The organism is Legionella bozemanae (genome assembly GCF_900450575.1).
Lineage (GTDB): Bacteria > Pseudomonadota > Gammaproteobacteria > Legionellales > Legionellaceae > Legionella > Legionella bozemanae.
The window spans coordinates 475,892-493,754 of sequence record NZ_UGGY01000001.1 but is presented as its reverse complement, the minus strand read 5'-3'; the positions used below and the strand labels follow the sequence as shown (position 1 = coordinate 493,754).

Genomic DNA, 17,863 nt, shown 5'->3' with positions numbered 1-17,863 from the left:
AACAAGTCGCGGGGTGTAGGCAGAGATGTGATGATGTGATCAAGAGACAGCTGCAAGCAGCCGTCTCCCTAAATAATAAAGGGTTAAATGTAGCGTAGCTCCGGGAATCATCAGATTTTGTTCCTGGGCGTTGCTGCAGGAACTTCTTCTAATCCGCGACTACACTTGAGTTATAAGTAGTGTAAAAAGTGAGGGAGCTCAAATGGACATATCGAAATTTTTAAGCAAAGTTCTTGGGATTTATTTGATCATTGTCAGCTTAGCTATGTTTGCCAACTTGCAGCAATTTACAATTTATGTTCAAGAGTTACTTAAGGATGCCCCATTAGTGCTTGTCACCGGCTTTTGGACTCTTATTATTGGATTACTTATGGTTGTAAGCCATAATGTTTGGCAGTGGAGCTGGCGGCTCTTAATTACCATTATTGGCTGGATTATACTCCTGAAAGGGACAAGCATGATTTTTTATCCACATTATATTGACAGAGCGACTCTTGTTTTTATGCAAAATGCAAATATTGCATACAGCGCAGCGGGGTTTGAGTTGATTCTTGGGATAATCCTTTGTTACTTAGGCTTTAAACGTTAAATACTTAGCCCATAACGACATCAATAGACTCTCCATTCTTTTCTATACTTCATCTCGTCAATTCGTTATGATTTTCCACTTTGTCGATAATCTGATCATAATGAGCCAGCAGCGCTAGTACCTTATATACCTTATAGTCATCGTAATAGAATGATTCATAGGCAAGGTCAAGTGCACAATGTGTCAGATGCTCCAAGTCTTTCCCGCCTTCAACCTCAGTAGACGACCACCTCAGGTCTTTGGACCATGAGAGTAGAAATGAAAACAGAATCTAGTCAATTTATAGATTATTAGGTTAAAGTATTAGGTCCGGTTTATTTTTTACGTAAGGGAATGGTAATGAAAATTTTAGCAAGATCACTTTTTTGTACTGTCTTTCTGGCCAATATTGCTTTGGCTGATGATATATCACAATTTAATTCACAAATACAAAGCCAGCTAAAACAATTACAGTCACAACAACAAGAGCAAACACAACAAATGAACACCCAACTCCAGGCGCAAATTCAGAAAGTACAATCTGATCTGCAACAACAAATACAATCAGTAAATACTCAACTGCAAAATCAGATAAAAACAGTACAAAGCCAATTACAGACCCAAATACAAACTGTAAACTCACAAGTTCAGCAATTAGCAAGTAAACAAGGGATGCAACAAGTACCCGTTCCGGCTGCTCCAGGAAAACCAAAATAAATCAGGTCACATATTATTCCCGCGAAAGCGGGAATCGTCTATGCGTTAAACGAATTTTATCTCTTCTCGCTCTCTCTGAATCGTAAAACAGACTTTAAATTTTCTGACGAAAGTTTCCGGTTGAACAGGAAGGCAATTTCTGTATCAGCTCTGTTTAAGCAAAAAATGCATTAAAGGTATATAATTTAAATTAACCTGACTTAGAACAACAGAGATTCATTTACAAGTCTAGAGGGGAATGGGTGAGGGAACATGGCGAGACGTAAAATAGATTACCAGAAAGTAGCACAGGCCGCCGAACATGTTAAAAAGCAAGGCCGCGAACCATCGCTTACAAATGTATGTGAAGAGTTAGGAATAATTACCCCCACCCCTAACTTGTCTCTCCTTCTTGAAAAATGGTATCACACCCAACCCGAATTCCAGCGTTCTATTAAAGCGCCCCTTTCAGAAAATATTAACGTAAAAACCCATGATATTCTTGAAAAAAATATAGAGTTGGAAAAATCCTTATCCCTGTTACGTGCTACGCTTGAGTCAACCGCAGATGGTATCATGATGGTAAACGGAAAGGGGCAAGTAGTTGATTGGAATCAAAAATTTGTGGAAATGTGGCGTATTCCTTCTCATATGCTGGAATCAGGTACCGAAAGCATTGGTTTTGAATATATTTTACAGCAACTAAGCAATCCTGAAGCAGTAATTGCTGACGTGAAATATCTTTATGAAAATCCAGAGTGGCAAGGAGAATTACCTGTTTTGCATTTTAAAGACGGACGAATTTTTGAGCGATTCACCCAGCCACAGCGAATAGGCTCCGAAATTGTTGGAAGGGTATACAGTTTCAGGGATATAACCCAGAAATTGATGGAAGAAGATGAACTTCGTATTAGAGAGCGCGCCATTGAAGCAAGCACTCATGGTGTTGCGATTCTTGATATTTCCAAACCCGATTTGCCTATTATTTATGTTAATAAAGCGTTTGAACGCATTACAGGATATAGTGAAAGGCAAATATTAGGACAAAATCTGGCACTTTTGCATGGAAGCAAGCTGGAAAATGTGAACCAAAAACGGATAAATCTGGCAATTAAAGAATTCCGTGAAGAAACGGTAGAGCTAGAAAGTTACCGACGCAGCGGCGAAGTTTTTTGGGGCGAATTAAGTGTTGCTCCGGTCAGAGATTCATTTGATAACGTGAGACATTATGTCTGTATTCTTAATGATGTCACTCAGCGGCGTGAGATGGAGCAGCAGTTAATTCAACAAGCAACTCATGACTCACTCACAGAATTGCCCAATCGCGTTTTATTAATCGACCGTGTAGATCAAGCAATTTTACAAGCCAAGAAGAAAGGAGCCATGTTAGGTTTTTTATTCCTTGATCTGGATCATTTCAAAATGACAAACGATACTTTGGGACATAGCATTGGAGATAGGCTGCTGCAGGCAGTCTCCAACCGTTTGCTTCTTGCCACTGATGATTTTGATACCGTTTGTCGCTTAGGTGGCGATGAGTTTGTTGTTTTGTTACAGGATGTTGCCACCGAGATGCAAGCACAACAAAAAGCAGAAGAAATACTTACTTCTCTAGCCAAACCCTTTCAGATTGATCAACATAATTTAAAAATCACAGGCAGTATAGGAATCAGCTACTTCCCCAAAGATGGCGACGATTATGAATCTTTAATGAAAAGTGCTGACTTGTCGATGTATCATGCCAAAGATAATGGCCGCAATACCTATCGCACTTATGATAAAGAAATGAACATGCGCGTCATTAATCGCATGCAACTTGACAATGCATTACGTGATTCGCTAAAGAGAAATGAATTTCATCTGGTATATCAACCATTTATAAATTTAACTACCAATAAAATTATTGGCTTCGAGGCATTGTTGCGTTGGCACAGCCATATTTTAGGAGATGTTCCTCCCAATGATTTTATAGGTATGGCTGAGGAGAATGGCTTAATTCTTGATATTGGCACGTGGGTTTTGCAAGAAGCATGCCGCCAACTGGTACGCTGGCATCATCAAGGTTATGACCAACTCACTATCGCTGTAAATATCTCTGGCCGCCAATTCCGTCAGGCTCATTTACCCGAAATAGTTGAAAAAACTCTTCTTGAAACAGGCTTACCTGCCAAATTCTTGGAGTTGGAACTTACAGAAAGCCTACTTATTGATAATGTAAAACATGCTGTTGAAACAATGTATGAGTTAAAAGACATGGGTACAAAATTAGTGATTGATGATTTTGGTACTGGCTATTCCAGTTTATCTTACCTCAAGCAATTTCCTGTTGATAAATTAAAAATTGATCGTTCTTTTATCAGTGAATTAGTCAATCGGGAAAATGATGCTGCGATCACAAAAGCAATTATCAATTTAGCTCATAGCTTAAATTTGGAAGTATTAGCTGAAGGAGTAGAAACAGAATTACAACGCGAGTTTATTATGCAGCATGGCTGTGATTATGCCCAGGGCTATTATTTTGCAATGCCTCAAAAAGCAGAAGAATTAAAAGATTTTATTATTCGTCATACTTAAACCTAGAAAAAACAGTTGAAATGACTGGCAAACTCAAGATACTGAATCTGCCGGATTTTCTAGGTTAACTTTTCCTACCATTTTTTCGAATTCTTTTAGTCGGTATGATTTTTGCTATAAAAAATTATGTGCGATGTATTTAGAGTATTTTTATGTTTTAAATTGATTGATTAAATAGAGCTCAGTAGTCGTAGTAATTGTTACCTGAAGTGAAGGCAATATAGTTTGTCTCGAGCGTTTTATAACTCAAACTCGGATTAAACCATACCTTCATGCAGGCTACGATCGTTCTAAGGAGACTGGAATGAAAGAGGTAACCATTGTTGGTTCGGGTTTGGCTGGGAGTTTACTCGCCCTCTATTTGGCAAAAAGAGGATATAAACTTGAATTATTTGATGCACGGCCTGATCTAAGAACCATGCATGCAGAGGATGGGCGTTCAATTAACCTGGCTTTGTCATGTCGCGGTATTACCGGCATGGCAGGCGTAGGCATCATGCCGCAAGTAAAAAAACTCATGGTTCCCATGCGTGCTCGCGCAATTCATGAAATGCAGGGGCAGATTAAATTTCAATCTTTTGGCCGACATCCAAACGAACACATTAATGCAATTCAACGTAATGATCTTAATAAGTTATTACTTAATGAAGCGGAAAAATATCCTAAAGTTAAACTCAATTTTAATACGAAACTCATTGATTTGGATGTCGATAAAAAAAGTGTCCTGTTTAAACTACCCGATGGCACCATTTTAAAACGAAACTATGAACTTCTAATTGGTGCTGATGGGGCGGGCTCAGCAGTTCGTGAACAACTTCATGCCAAGCACTTAGTGCATGCATCACGTACTTACTTACCTTATGGATATAAAGAACTCTCTATTGGCGAGCCTGCTCAAAATCATCTGATTCATGAACATCTACACCTCTGGCCAAGGGATGCCTTTTTATTGTTAGGCAATCCCAACCTTAATCAATCAATTACCGGCTCCTTATTTTTGCCCTATGATGGAAAAAACAGTTTTGCAGAATTGGATAATGAGTTGAAAATCAAAACTTTTTTTCAAGAAGCATTCCCAGATGCATATGCTGAAATGCCCAATTTAATTGAAGAGTTTACACAACATCCTACAGGTAATATGAGTACTATAAAATGTGACCCATGGTATTACCAGGATCAATGCTTGTTAATCGGAGATGCAGCACATGGCGTTGTACCCTTTTTTGGCCAAGGGATGAATAGTGCGTTTGAAGATTGCCGTATTTTAAATGAGCTTTTAGATAAATATCATGATGATTGGAAAAAGGTAATGCCTGCCTTCTATCAATCAAGAAAAATAAATACTGATGCCGTGGCACAAATGTCTATGGATAACTTCCATGAAATTCAAATCGACATTAGAGACACACGATTCAACTTAAAAAAACAACTAGAACTCGAATTAATGCATCGATATCCAGAAGACTATGTTTCAAAGCATGTTTTAGTCATGTTTACTAATACTCCTTATGCTGAAGCACAAGCGCACGGGGAGTTACAAGCGAAATTTTTAAATAAAATATCTGACCAAGTGGAGCGAATTGAAGAGATAGATTGGACTAAAGTAGAGAAAGAACTTAAACAATATGACAAAAAATTGGCAAAATTGATTTGAATTTTAAAATCAGTAAAAAATTCAAGGGATTGCTTTGTCAAAAATTTGACACAGTGATTATTTTGCGTTCATTTTTATTGGCAGTTCGTGCTCTTTTTTTATGAAAAAAAGCAAAAATATCCTTTTTTCATAGTTTTTGCGAGGAAAAAAGAGAAAAAAGTTGGTATGCACTATGCATTGTTGAAAGTGTCCAACAAATTCTCATGGAGATGGCTATGAAAATCATACAAGATTATATTGATTCCAAACAACAAGAATTCATGAATCATCCTTTTTTTGAAATACTTGAACAATTGAAAAGTTTAAAAGAATTGAGCTACTTTGTTCCTGAACTCACTTTTTGGGCTATGACCTTCCAAGATATTTTAAGAATAAATGAAGAACGAGTGACTGATCCCTACTTAAGAAAAGTTGCCCGTCATCACAGACTCGAAGACGCAGGCCATGAAAAATGGTTTCTACATGATAAAAAATATATGGGGGCAGTGAATATCGATTCAGTAAATGATACGAATGATGTAAGTTGGCTCTACAGCAAAGAAACCCAATTAACTCGTGATGCTGCTTATGCCATTTTAGCTGAAGTGTATAAAGCAAATGATGAAATTCTAAATATTGTTCTCCTCCTAACTATTGAATCATCCGGACACGTTTTCTTTGAAAAAGTTTCAAAACAAGTGAAAAAAACTGGGGAAGATAAAAACCTCAAATATTTCTCCACATCACATTTGGAAGTAGAAATGGCTCATGCCTTGTTTGAAGAAGAAATGGAACGCTCTTTGTTTTCAAGACAAATACCAGTCCATACTCGACGTGAAGCATTAAAATTGGTTGACCGTTGCTATGATGCGTTTAACAAAATGTTCGATGGCTTGATTATTGCTTGTAATCGAAGACTTGAATTGGCAAAACAAAGGAATCAACAAGATGCTGCAAACAAAGAACCAGTGGAACTTATCTCACATAAAGCAGTGTAAGAAAAAGTTTGGACAAGCGATGCTCAGTGATGAGCATTCGCTTGTTTTTTTTCACGAAGATTTTGGCAAATTGATTCACTCTGCTCCAGTAGCCGTTTTTGAACCTGAGACTACTGAGAATGCACAATCATTCATACACTATGCACATGAAAACCACTTACCTATAACACTTCGCGGCAATGGAATGAGCCAAAGCGGCCAATCGCTTGCCGTTCCTGGTGGGGTAATCCTCAACATGAAACACTTTGATCATCCACTGGAAGCTGATTCAGACTCCATTTGGGTAGAAGCAAATACTACCTGGGCTTCTTTATTGGATAATTCGTTAAAACAGTCCCTCGTTCCCTATGTAGTACCCCATAATTGTAATTTATCAGTGGGTGGCGTACTTTCTGCAGGAGGGATGGGGGCCTCATCATTCAAATACGGAAGTGTGATTGCCCATATCAAAGCCTTGGAAGTATTAAAGGCTGATGGAGAATTGGTTAAGACAGAAGAGCACTCTTCTTTAATGCACGCGTGTTTGGGTGGACAAGGGCGTTTTGGCTTGATTACTAAAGCCTGCATTGCCTTAAGACCTTGTTTAAAAAATGTCAGGACCTTCTTTTTGCTCTATTTGGATAAAGACGCATGGCTTCATGATTTGCTTTTATGCCAAACAAAGGCAGATTATGTGGAATCATTTTGCACACCAGCACTGCAAGGCGCGAAATTATCGAAAAAAGGACGTTTGCCTTTTGCGCAATGGTTTTATTCCCTTCATATAGCTCTAGAGTATGATAATCTGCCGCCTGATTTTCACGATTTGGGATTAAAGCCCTGGCGTTTACTGCATACCCAGGATGAATCAATCCACTCTTATTTACATCGTCATGATTCGCGTTTTGATGCAATGAAAATGACGGGGCAATGGGAATTGCAACATCCATGGTATGAATGCTTTATACCCGCTTCACAATTAAATAATCTGGAAGAATTATTAGCTACTTTGCCTTTACACTATGCTACAGTAGTACATCTTGCCCGGATCGCGTCTCATACTCCTGTTGGTTTTTTACAACTTCCTAAAGATAAAGATATTTTTGCTTTCATGATCCTGAATCCAGGTTTGCCCAAAGCATTAATTCCAAGTTGTTTAGAAACAATTAAACAGCTGGATGCACTTTTTTTACCTCAAGGTGGCAAGCGTTATCTTTCTGGATATCTGGGAGACTCGTCGGATATAAAATTTTGGCAAAATCATTTCGAAGAACGCTATACGGATTGGCTGAAACTAAAAGAACTCTATGATCCGCAAAATATTTTTTGCTCTGTGTTACATCATGATTAGCATAGCTTGACGCAGCCCAGGGAAACTTGAGTCCCGCGGCTTGTCCTTGAGCGATCCACGCGAAATTTAACCCCCTACGTATCGCGTTGAGTATATTTCATTAAAAAACATAAATGACATTCAAATTTTACGTGGTTCTCTTAGGGCTTGTCCGCGGGACGTAGTGCACTATTTATTGAATAATGACTCAAAAAAAACTAACAATACCTCACGAGCAAAGCGAGGAATAGCATGAGTAGATTAAAATAGTGGTCATAAAATCCTCTGTAAAAAAACCTAAAGTTCAGTTTAACGCGATAAATTACCATCTTCCAAACAGGATTACCCGTTCATAAATGGAGTTTCACTGCCCTACTCCACCTTATTTCTTAGGTTGAAATTCCATTAAAGTAAATAAGCTATTTGTTGGATAACTGTTTTTAAAAGTAAATCCTGCAGGTTCAATTGATTTTTGCCATTCAGATAAGGTGCGTTGTCTGCCTCCTAATAAAACCATCATCACAATATCCATCGTTTTATTGGGATGTGGTTTATCATCATCTGGCATTACTTGTTCGGCAATAAATAAAGTTGTATTTTTAGACATTTGCTGGGCACAGTTCTTTAATATTTTATGCATCATTTCATCATTAAAATCGTGCAAAACGCCTTTAAAAATGTAGGCATCTGCTGATGGGATTGTCGCAAAAAAATCTCCTTCTTGAAGAGTGACTTTATTGGAGAACTTATTAGGATCCAATTGACCAATAACTGCCGGGGTATCAAAAAGAATAGCTTTTAATCCGGGATATTGCTTAGTAATTGCTGTCGCCAATCCTCCGCGTCCCCCGCCCATATCAACGAAACTGGAAAATTCAGAGAAGTTGAATGCATTGCTAATCGCCGCGTCATCATAAGAAGATAGCTTGGCCATTCCTCTATCAAAATTCTGCTGTTTCTCTTCATTTTTACTTAGAAAACTAAAAAAATCATCGCCATGTTGTATTTCAAATGCAGGCGTTCCGGTATTAAGACTCACATCCAGCTGGGAAAAAGCTTGCCACCAAGCATCATCAACCATACATAACACATCGCGCATGGAATGAGGGTCATCGTCACACAGCGGCTTGGATAATTCAGTCAACGAATAAAAACCATTGTTGTAATTAAATAAGTCATAACTACTGAGAAACTTTAATATTCTATCCAGTAATTCCGGCTTACTTTCTGTAACCTTCGCCAATTCATCAATCCTTTTAGGCCCAGAGGACAGATGATTTGCTACGCCTAATTTAGCTACGGCATGTAATGCTCGTGAAACGACATACCAGCGTGACATGATGGCTAATTGAATATGAGGTTTATCCATTTGAGATTGCATTTACAATTCCTTTTAATTCGGTTTATTTTATTATCCTAGAAAAAGCGGGGAAAACCTACTGCGCAAGCTAAAGATACTGAATCTGCCGGATTTTTTAAATTTTTTCGCTCACGTAGCAGCGACTGCTGTTTTCACAAAAAAATTTAAAAATCCAACATCTCTCAGCACCTTTAGTTTGCTCGCCATGCTTTCAACTGCTTTTTCCAGGATTATTTGCTAATTAGATCAAAAAGTTAAGTATTATTGTTTATTTAAATTCATACCCAAAAAAAATGTGCGCATTGAAACAGAACTATTCTCAATCCCTTCATAAATAAAAACAAGTTCGTCTTCACTTCGTGCAGCACCTAAAATATAAAGCAAGGGATAATAATGATCACAAGTAGGAACACTCAGTTTTCCTGCAAGAGTATTGCCATAATGGTTAATCAATGCGACAAAATCTCTACGTATTAGTTTTTCTTTGATCCATTCGTCGAATTCAATTGCCCAATCATAGGGTTTTGATTTGCATTCCCAACTAACCTTGGAAAGGTTATGTACTAAATTACCGCTACTGACAATGAGAATATCTCGTTCTCGCAGCAAGTATAACTGCTGTCCCATTTGATAATGGAACTCTTCGGGTTTTTCTATATCAATACTGAGCTGAACAATAGGGATATTCGCCCGAGGATATATATGGCGCATCACAGACCAAGTTCCATGATCTAATCCCCATTGCTCATCATCCAGATTGATTGAGGTCTCAGTAACAAGGGTTTTAATCAGCTCTGCCGTTTCAGGAGATCCTGGGGCTGGATATACTACCTTAAACAATTTTTTGGGAAAGCAATAAAAATCGTGAATAGTTCTGGGACTTAGCATATGAGTAACCCAAGTGCCTGTCGTTAGCCAGTGTGCTGAAATGCATACGATCGCTTTGGGTTGCGGAATTTTGTTACCTAATGCCTGCAAGCTCAATGTAAATTTATTGGTTTGAATTGCATTCATAGGGCAACCATGACCTATGAAAAGTAACGGCATTCGCGCATTGTGGTCCCAATGATCCTTTATGTCCATGATGAAGCACCGTAAATCAGTACTCGCTTAGTATCATATTAGTTCAAAAAAACTCCAGATGCTTAAATGAAAGTCATTATTGCAAAAAAAATATCTCTCCTGCAGAATGTAATGTTCGTGTTGCACATTGTATATTTCAATTATCCAATTTTAACAGGCTCAATTAATATTCTCTTAATCTATTTTTGTTATTTTTTGCGCAAACTAATCTTATGGTGGCTAATTATGTGGCATTTAAAAGTAATGCGTGAATTATTACAAACACTTCCGGCAATAAATAGAAAAGATGGAGAAATTTTTTTAAATGAGCTTTTTTTATCTGTGACGCAAGTAGTAAACAATCCTGAAATAGAGTTCTTTCTCGGTCTTATTGAGAAATCTTTTTTAAGATTTGAGAATAAAGAGCCTGGCTCAGTCCCTCTAACTGAATTCTCCAGACATATATTGGGGCTCACTCTGCTCTATATTAAGTCCAGTAATGAACGCGCTGTCTGGAATGTAGATTTCATTCCTAAATTAGGAAAAATTGAACCATTTTTAGGTGTTGGGCGAGGAGGATTGACAATTAAGTTTCTCAACCAGATTGAAATAGAGACATTTGCAAGTTTAAACCACCATGTGAATATTAATTTCGATCATTTACGGTCCATTTTAAATAAATGTGCTACCTCAGAACTCATTGAAAACGGTATCTTAGGCCTAAAAGGCGACTCCGCAAGCATAATAGCTCAATTTTTTATTGATAATTATGCCTCAGAATTGAATAAAGATGATTGTGGTGAAGGGTTTAAACTGCTCGTCCAAAATGCCATGACCTTAGTTGAAAGCCAGAAAAATCAGATTTTACCACCAATTTCTTTTGGTAAATCACATCGATTAAGTATATTTCAATCCTTTACAGAGCGTACTGATGAGTCAGTAGTCGACACTAAATCCCTGCAAATACGATAACCATCAATTCCGGGCCATTCAAGTCCCGGAAATCCACACCCCATCGTAAATCTTTACTCATTTAGTAGCACCTGGGTTCAAAAAAAATTTATGGTGTTAATTTATAACGCTCTCTTGTAAAAAAAATTCCTATAGGTCAAAATCAATGCAACATAATAGCCCAATGGCTATCAAGAGAACAGAAAAGCGGATGTTGTCATTCCTGCGAAAGCAGGAATCCATTCATGATGGACCACATTGCCAATTTAAAAGTGGCTCCCCGCCTACGAAGGATGACAGAGTTACTTGCGAAAAGAATAAATCATGAATAAAGAGCAATATAAAATTGTGACACTTACTGCCTTAGGCGGTGCATTAGAATTTTATGACTTTACGATTTACGCCCTCTTTGCACCTTACATTAGTCAAAATTTTTTCGCAAACACCAATGCGCTTATTGGGTTAATTAATACTTTTGCAGTCTTTGCGCTTGGGTATTTAGCACGGCCTATAGGTGGTGTATTTTTTGGCCACTTAGGCGATAAATTTGGCCGAAAATCCGCCTTTTCACTTGCCGTTTTTATGATGGCAACCGCAACTTTGCTTATGGGATGTTTACCTGGTTATCAATCCATTGGGATGACTGCCCCCGTCGTCCTAATTTTGCTACGATTGATGCAAGGATTCTCTGTTGGCGGAGAAATTCCTGGAGCTGCCGTATTTACGATAGAACACGTTCCCCGAGAAAAGCGCGGGTTTGCTATTGGTCTTGTATTCATGTGCATTACCCTTGGCAATAGCCTAGGAGCATTAGTAGGATTTATTCTTACATCGCTCTTGGACCAAGAGCAAATGATGGCTTGGGGTTGGCGTATTCCTTTTATAATTGGATTTGGCTTAGGGATTATTAGCTATATAATTCGCAAGCAGTCGATTGAAACTCCTGTTTTCCTAACTATGGTAAAAGAAGAAAAATTGCATCATCAGCCATTTTGGGGACTGTGGACCTTATCATGGGAAAAATTATTCCATGCTTTTTTATTTACTGCCGTTTCGTCCAGCATTATTTCACTTTTTTTGTATTTGCCTGCCTATCTTACCTCTATAGTGAAGCTTAAGGTAACGCATACTTATTTAATTAATTTAGTAAGCTTTTTAAGCTTTGCAGTACTCACTGCAGTCTTTGGCAGCTTGTCTGATCGGTGTAACCGTAAAAAATTACTTATCTTCGGTGCCACACTTTTGATTTTATCGTGTTACCCGCTTTTTTATGGGCTGAACCATTTTGGCGAATCTTTTGTCTGGGTTTTCACCTTATGTTTTGCTTTATTTGGAGCAATGATCAATGGCAGCTATGTGGTTCTTATCAGTGAATCATTTCCAGCCCATTTACGTTATTGTGGAGTTGGATTTAGCTATAGTCTTGGTATTGCTTTATTTGGTGGTGCGGCACCACTTGCTTTTACACAACTCATCCAGGCATTGAAATTATCTGAAGCACCGGCTCTTTACCTATTGATTTGTGCCTGTGTCACGCTTTTTGCTATTCTGCGCTCGGAGCAACAAGAGAAAAAACCAGAACCACTGCAAGGCAATGAGCATATAGGCCTTTTATAGTATCATCTTATTTTTTATATTGAACTTACATAAATCACTCAAAAAGATATTTGGGTGTGTAAGTAATATGCCTCCGGACATTTTCGCTTTAACTTACTAGGGGCTCTGGATTGGTTCACTGCTCCAGAATGGAGCCAACTACACGGTTAAGTCCATTATTATTTGCATTAACAAATTATTCTTTTTAATTATTTCTGCATGTTCCTTACATTCTTCGAAATTTAATGACAAAAATGAATACCGCACAGGGACGAATTGATACGTTGCATCGGAGCGGAGGATGTAGTTTACACATTCACCAAACTCTTCTTTGCTTAGAGTCAAATCAGTATAGAAGTTACATAGCGCGTTCATCACACCATAAAAATGGTGTACAGCTGTTTCTAAATTTGCAGCAGCGTTCTTATCCATTCCTTTTCCTTTCGCTGAAGTGAGATATTCTTCCGCTTGCTCCATCAATAATTGCAATTGTGAGCGCACACCTCCAGATTTGGAAAGCTCAGACTCTCTTTCTTTTTTAGCGGCATCAGCTAAAGGTTCATACCATTCTCGATCCTTATTATCGCGATAATATATCGTGAAGTTTTTCTCTGCGCTCAACGATTGCTGTGCATAGGCCTCTTGAGTTAAGGAGCACTGATAGTCAAAAACAGCGCCTATATTCTCCGCAGTGTAGCGTGAAGCTTCTTTTCCTCCATGACCATCATAAATCCCTATCAAAAAAGGTAAAGACAGAGAAAGTGTTTGTACGGCAATTGAAATATTGTCTCGAGATCCCCATTCAAGCGCTTTATTAGCAAGCATTTTTGCTAATAGCTGTTCCTCTAGCGTTCTTGCTGAGGGTATTTCCCTTAAACAATTTAAAAGCCATTGCTCATGCTCTTTTTTAGTCTGAAACGCTAAAGGCTCGGTAAAACCATCACATGTCGTAATCAATTGCACTTTTCCTACGTTTTCTTTGGAGATACCTATATGTTCATAAATTTCATCAAGGTAATTGATATCGATACTTGCATCAGCACAAACTACCTCGGCATTATAATCAAAATCTCCTATTGCCCTGGATACCGCCAATTGACCATCGATGCGATCAAAAAAAACTACCCCTCCAGCTCTTTGAATACGCTCTAGCTCTACATTGGGATGATGAATAATATTATTTAAACGCATTACACCTGCTATCTCCCCCTGCGTGTCGAAAATCACTGCAAAAGAAATGGAGTCTGCTAAAGTTGCAGTGATCAACGCGCCATGGCCATCATATACAGTCGTTGATGCGGTAGTACCTCCATACATCACATTGCGTCCTAAAATATTAATCAGGTGATAACTCGTCCACAAACGACGACCAATTTCTTGAGGGGTAAGGTATTTAAAATGATCGCGTGCATACCAACATGCAAAGGCCGCATCCTCTTGGCTCGGGCGCAAACCTATGGTTTCATACAAACCAAAGTGATGTTCTTTTACAAGTTTACACACATCCATCCCCTTATCATTAGGCAATGATGTAATGTGTTGAATGCGTGGCATATTTTTTCCTAATTAACCTCCTCCTGTAAAAATATAGCACACAGAACTTCTTAACTCGTTGTGTCTTCAGTGGCTTGGGTTAAATATCCACATTGAATCAGATAATTAAGGTATTTATTGAATACCGTTTCATCTATTTTTTCACAATAAATTTCATGATTGCCTAACTGGGTTTTTGTATAGGTGCAATCAATTTTCGCCTGATTGTTGTGAAGATATAAATCAAATAATGAACGGTCCTTATGTAAGACCTTTTCCGTAAAGAAAGGCCGTAATGGAGAAAATGGATGATTCAGATCAAATTGACTTTTCTCCTTAATCATTTTTTCCCAATCAGGATAGGGGACATCTTCTATCTTAAAACCTTTGGCCTTAACGTATCCAAATAATTTATCGACATCGACTTCCTGCGGATTTATTAAATGATACGTATCGGACTGATAGGGTCTTTCCAAAGCAAATCGGGCGATTGCCTTGGCGACATAATCCACTGGAACAAAATTAAAATCTACATTCAATAATGGGCGGGCGCCCAGTTCAACACATCCTTTGAGGACACGGCATACCACATCTTCCTGGTTCCAATATCCAGTTTGACTTTCCCCTGTAATCAAGCTCGGCCTGTAAATCACTGTTGGAATATTATAGGTGCGCGCATGAAATACCAATCGTTCAGCCAACCATTTTGTTTGATTATAACCACCATAAATCCCGTCTTCGGGTGTAAGCTCAGTTTGTTCACTGATTACTGCATCATCTGCTAAATCAGCAGACATAAAATAGCCTACCGTTGAAATATAATGCAGCGCTTTCAGCCGCCTGTACCCGGCTAACTCGATGAGTTGTTTCGTACCAAACACATTGCTTGCTGCCAGTTTTTGATAAGGATAAATAAAATTAAGGACGGCAGCTCCATGAAAAATAAGATCAACAGTATCTGCCAAATAGTACCAGTCTTGTTTAGCGAGACCTAAATTGTTTTTTTCCAAATTGCCTAAAACGATTTTAATGCGATCATGAAAAACCGGATTCCACACACCATAGTGCTCCATATTTTGCATCACTCTGCTTCGTCCTGCCGCGGGTGAACTGGCCTGAACAAGACATGTAATATACCAGCTCGTATTAATTAAAAGCTCACGCAGTAAATAAGCTCCTAAAAAGCCTGTAGCTCCAGTCAATAATACATGTTCTGGCATCGCTTTGGGCAAAGAGGTAATATAAGGTGTCATATTTTTATATTGATTAAACTCAGCAACCAAATCAATCAGGAAATGATCACACTGTTTTTGTTGCTCCGATTTTCCTGAAAATAAATCCATAATTTCGCCTAGGCTTGGATCCCTGAGCAGAAATTCAATCGATATATCTTTGTCAGCGCATGTCGACAGCACATAGTGTAATTCCCCCAGCTGCACTGAATTTAAACCCACTTCGCTTAACTTTTTTTCTTTATCTAAAACCGCAAGATCTTCATTAAAAATGGGCTTGAGCATCTGGGCAATATTTGAAGATTCGGAATTCAGGGTTTTTACAGGTTCCTCTGCCTCCTTTTTTACGAGCTTATCGATACAGATAATACCTAGGCCACCTTCCAGATATTTTTTCTTACATAATAAGCGCTGTGTTTTTCCGCTGCTTGTTTTAGGAACTGATTTAGGCTCAACAAGTACCACAACATCTGCCTCAATCCCATGCATTTGCCGCAAATTGCCCCGTAGGGTTCTGATGATTTCTTCTAAGTTCAGCCCCTGAACTTGCTTTTTAATTTCTTGCACAATAACTAATAATTCCGAGTCATTTTCTTCTACTGAAAAAATGGCACAACCATGCTCACGCAAGTAGGGATGGCATGTATGGATGGTATCTTCCAAATCGTGTGGGTAATAATTACATCCACGAATAATAATCAGATCTTTGAGACGTCCCGTGACATAAAGCGCCCCTTGATCCAGATACCCCATGTCCCCGGTGCGTAAAAAAGAATGTTCTTTATGGGCGATGCGTGCATCGAAATAATGCTTTGAGTCCTTGGGTAATTGCCAATAACCCTGGGCAACACTTTTACTTGCTACCCATATTTCGCCAACCACCCGTTCTGGACACTCCTGCAACGTCTGCGGATTCACAATGGCAAGAAAACAACCATCAACGGGCTGTCCGCAATTAATCAAACTGTGGGCATCAGGATGCGTTTCATCACAATAAAGGACTTTGTTCTGATTCAGTGTTTTCTTATCTACCCATTGACTGTCTATTCCTTGTTTGCGACGTCCTCCTGTAACCATTAATGTCGATTCAGCAAGTCCATAACAAGGATAAAAAGCCTCAGGTGAAAAACCGCAGCTTGCAAAACGTTGAAGAAAACGCTCAATGGTTGCTTTGCGAATAGGTTCTGACCCGCTCATTGCACATTGCAAGCTGCTTAAATCCAATCGGCTTTTTTCTTCTTCAGTGACTTTACTGGCACATAAATCATAAGCAAAATTAGGAGCAACCGTTGCTGTAGCTCGATAATATGTCATTGTTTCCAACCAAATTGCCGGGCGCTGCAAAAAGGTTAATGGTGACATCAACTTTACAGGAATCGTACTGAAAACAGGTTGTAATATCCCACCAATAAGTCCCATATCATGATAATGAGGCAACCAAGAAACACTAATGTCTTCGGCAGTAAGGCTGTTTGCTTTTCCTATTACAAATAAATTATGCAACAAATTACCATGGCTAATCATCACTCCTTTGGGTTTTCCAGTTGAACCAGAGGTGTATTGTAACAAAGCAATATGATCTTCCTTAAACGCAAAATGGCTCCATGTCTCAATTGCATTGACCCAATCTTCTGTGATGATGCATCTTAACTGTTCATACTCTTTGTATTTTTTGATTTGTTGTGCAAGCTCTTTTGTGGTCAGAACAACACATGCATCTGAATTTTTAATAATATGTTGGAATTTTTTTGCCCAATCGGTAGTAGTAGGAGAATATGAAGGTACAGCAATAACCCCTGCATACAAACAACCAAAAAAGGCCGCAATAAAATCAAGGCCAGGAGGATAAATAATTAATACCCGATCGCCAGGCTGTGTTACGTCGCAAAGAACACTTGCTATTTTCTTTGCTTGGTCTGCCAACTCACGATAAGTCAGACTCTTACTTTCCTGTATTTTTTTATTTATGAAGGTATAGAGTGGGAAATCCGGATTTTTCTCTGCCTTTTTTTCCAGTAAGTCGACTAAACTTGTGTAAAAATGTTCCTCCATACCCAACCCCTAAATCTAAGATAATGACACTGAACCTCATAGAAAACTGACATCAGTACGTTCCTGTTCGATTTGATTAGACTTCTTTCGAAACTCGCTGCAGTGAGCTAAGTGCAAGGAGAAATGAAGCGCAGAATCTGAGTGTACACGCAGTCACATGAGGATTCGAGCACTGTATCGGCGAAGCAATTTGCCGATGCAGCGAGTTTCGAAGAAGTCTATTATGGAATATCTATTTGAAAAGTACAGCAATCTCAGACAAACTAGGGTCTATTTTACATTTCGCTAGCTTGCACCAA

Annotated in this window: 12 protein-coding genes; 8 read left to right on the top strand and 4 right to left on the bottom strand. The window is 38.6% G+C overall.

The window, feature by feature from the left end:
- Window positions 1-202: 202 nt before the first annotated feature.
- The 6 genes from DY223_RS02195 (at window position 203) to DY223_RS02170 (ending at window position 7,799) form a co-directional block, all read left to right on the top strand.
- A complete protein-coding gene (locus tag DY223_RS02195; RefSeq protein ID WP_058457839.1) occupies window positions 203-589 on the top strand; it encodes a hypothetical protein in 387 nt (128 codons plus the stop codon).
- A gap of 339 nt (window positions 590-928) precedes the next feature.
- Window positions 929-1,285 carry a hypothetical protein gene (locus DY223_RS02190; protein WP_058457838.1) on the top strand — a complete coding sequence of 119 codons (357 nt, stop codon included), beginning with the start codon at window positions 929-931 and terminating at the stop codon, window positions 1,283-1,285.
- A gap of 252 nt (window positions 1,286-1,537) precedes the next feature.
- Entirely contained in the window at window positions 1,538-3,838 is a 2,301-nt protein-coding gene (locus DY223_RS02185) for a sensor domain-containing protein (RefSeq protein WP_058457837.1), read from the top strand.
- A 304-nt stretch (window positions 3,839-4,142) separates the two neighbouring features.
- The gene (locus tag DY223_RS02180; protein WP_058457836.1) at window positions 4,143-5,492 is read left to right on the top strand and encodes an FAD-dependent oxidoreductase; all 1,350 of its coding nucleotides are present in this window, start codon (window positions 4,143-4,145) and stop codon (window positions 5,490-5,492) included.
- Window positions 5,493-5,707: 215 nt separating this feature from the next.
- Window positions 5,708-6,469, top strand: a complete 762-nt coding sequence (locus tag DY223_RS02175) for a hypothetical protein (protein WP_058457835.1) — start codon at window positions 5,708-5,710, stop codon at window positions 6,467-6,469.
- A complete protein-coding gene (locus DY223_RS02170; protein ID WP_058457834.1) occupies window positions 6,420-7,799 on the top strand; it encodes an FAD-binding protein in 1,380 nt (459 codons plus the stop codon). Before DY223_RS02175 ends, DY223_RS02170 begins: the two co-directional genes overlap by 50 nt.
- Window positions 7,800-8,160: 361 nt before the next feature.
- Here DY223_RS02170 and DY223_RS02165 read toward each other — a convergent pair whose 3' ends face one another.
- Window positions 8,161-9,159, bottom strand: coding sequence for a methyltransferase (locus tag DY223_RS02165; RefSeq protein WP_058457833.1), 999 nt, complete (start codon window positions 9,157-9,159; stop codon window positions 8,161-8,163).
- Between the two features lie 240 nt (window positions 9,160-9,399).
- Entirely contained in the window at window positions 9,400-10,221 is an 822-nt protein-coding gene (ygiD, locus tag DY223_RS02160) for a 4,5-DOPA-extradiol-dioxygenase (RefSeq protein ID WP_058457832.1), read from the bottom strand.
- A 225-nt stretch (window positions 10,222-10,446) separates the two neighbouring features.
- Here ygiD and DY223_RS02155 point away from each other — a divergent pair, with 225 nt between their 5' ends.
- Both DY223_RS02155 and DY223_RS02150 read left to right on the top strand, forming a co-directional pair.
- Entirely contained in the window at window positions 10,447-11,172 is a 726-nt protein-coding gene (locus DY223_RS02155; protein ID WP_064115059.1) for a hypothetical protein, read from the top strand.
- 303 nt (window positions 11,173-11,475) lie between these two features.
- Window positions 11,476-12,768 (top strand): MFS transporter, encoded by a 1,293-nt coding sequence (locus DY223_RS02150; RefSeq protein ID WP_058457830.1) that lies wholly within the window; start codon window positions 11,476-11,478, stop codon window positions 12,766-12,768.
- A gap of 138 nt (window positions 12,769-12,906) precedes the next feature.
- Here the strand turns inward: DY223_RS02150 and DY223_RS02145 are convergent, their stop codons facing one another.
- Together DY223_RS02145 and DY223_RS02140 are read right to left on the bottom strand one after the other, a co-directional pair.
- Window positions 12,907-14,301 carry a PP2C family serine/threonine-protein phosphatase gene (locus tag DY223_RS02145; protein ID WP_082642382.1) on the bottom strand — a complete coding sequence of 465 codons (1,395 nt, stop codon included), beginning with the start codon at window positions 14,299-14,301 and terminating at the stop codon, window positions 12,907-12,909.
- A 50-nt stretch (window positions 14,302-14,351) separates the two neighbouring features.
- Entirely contained in the window at window positions 14,352-17,564 is a 3,213-nt protein-coding gene (locus DY223_RS02140; RefSeq protein ID WP_058457829.1) for a thioester reductase domain-containing protein, read from the bottom strand.
- Between the last annotated feature and the right edge of the window lie 299 nt (window positions 17,565-17,863).

Coding starts and splice junctions, on each gene's coding strand:
- DY223_RS02195 (WP_058457839.1), top strand. CDS start 203: ATGGACATATCGAAATTTTTAAGCAAAGTTCTTGGGATTTATTTGATC.
- DY223_RS02190 (WP_058457838.1), top strand. CDS start 929: ATGAAAATTTTAGCAAGATCACTTTTTTGTACTGTCTTTCTGGCCAAT.
- DY223_RS02185 (WP_058457837.1), top strand. CDS start 1,538: ATGGCGAGACGTAAAATAGATTACCAGAAAGTAGCACAGGCCGCCGAA.
- DY223_RS02180 (WP_058457836.1), top strand. CDS start 4,143: ATGAAAGAGGTAACCATTGTTGGTTCGGGTTTGGCTGGGAGTTTACTC.
- DY223_RS02175 (WP_058457835.1), top strand. CDS start 5,708: ATGAAAATCATACAAGATTATATTGATTCCAAACAACAAGAATTCATG.
- DY223_RS02170 (WP_058457834.1), top strand. CDS start 6,420: ATGCTGCAAACAAAGAACCAGTGGAACTTATCTCACATAAAGCAGTGT.
- DY223_RS02165 (WP_058457833.1), bottom strand. CDS start 9,159: ATGCAATCTCAAATGGATAAACCTCATATTCAATTAGCCATCATGTCA.
- ygiD (WP_058457832.1), bottom strand. CDS start 10,221: ATGGACATAAAGGATCATTGGGACCACAATGCGCGAATGCCGTTACTT.
- DY223_RS02155 (WP_064115059.1), top strand. CDS start 10,447: ATGTGGCATTTAAAAGTAATGCGTGAATTATTACAAACACTTCCGGCA.
- DY223_RS02150 (WP_058457830.1), top strand. CDS start 11,476: ATGAATAAAGAGCAATATAAAATTGTGACACTTACTGCCTTAGGCGGT.
- DY223_RS02145 (WP_082642382.1), bottom strand. CDS start 14,301: ATGCCACGCATTCAACACATTACATCATTGCCTAATGATAAGGGGATG.
- DY223_RS02140 (WP_058457829.1), bottom strand. CDS start 17,564: ATGGAGGAACATTTTTACACAAGTTTAGTCGACTTACTGGAAAAAAAG.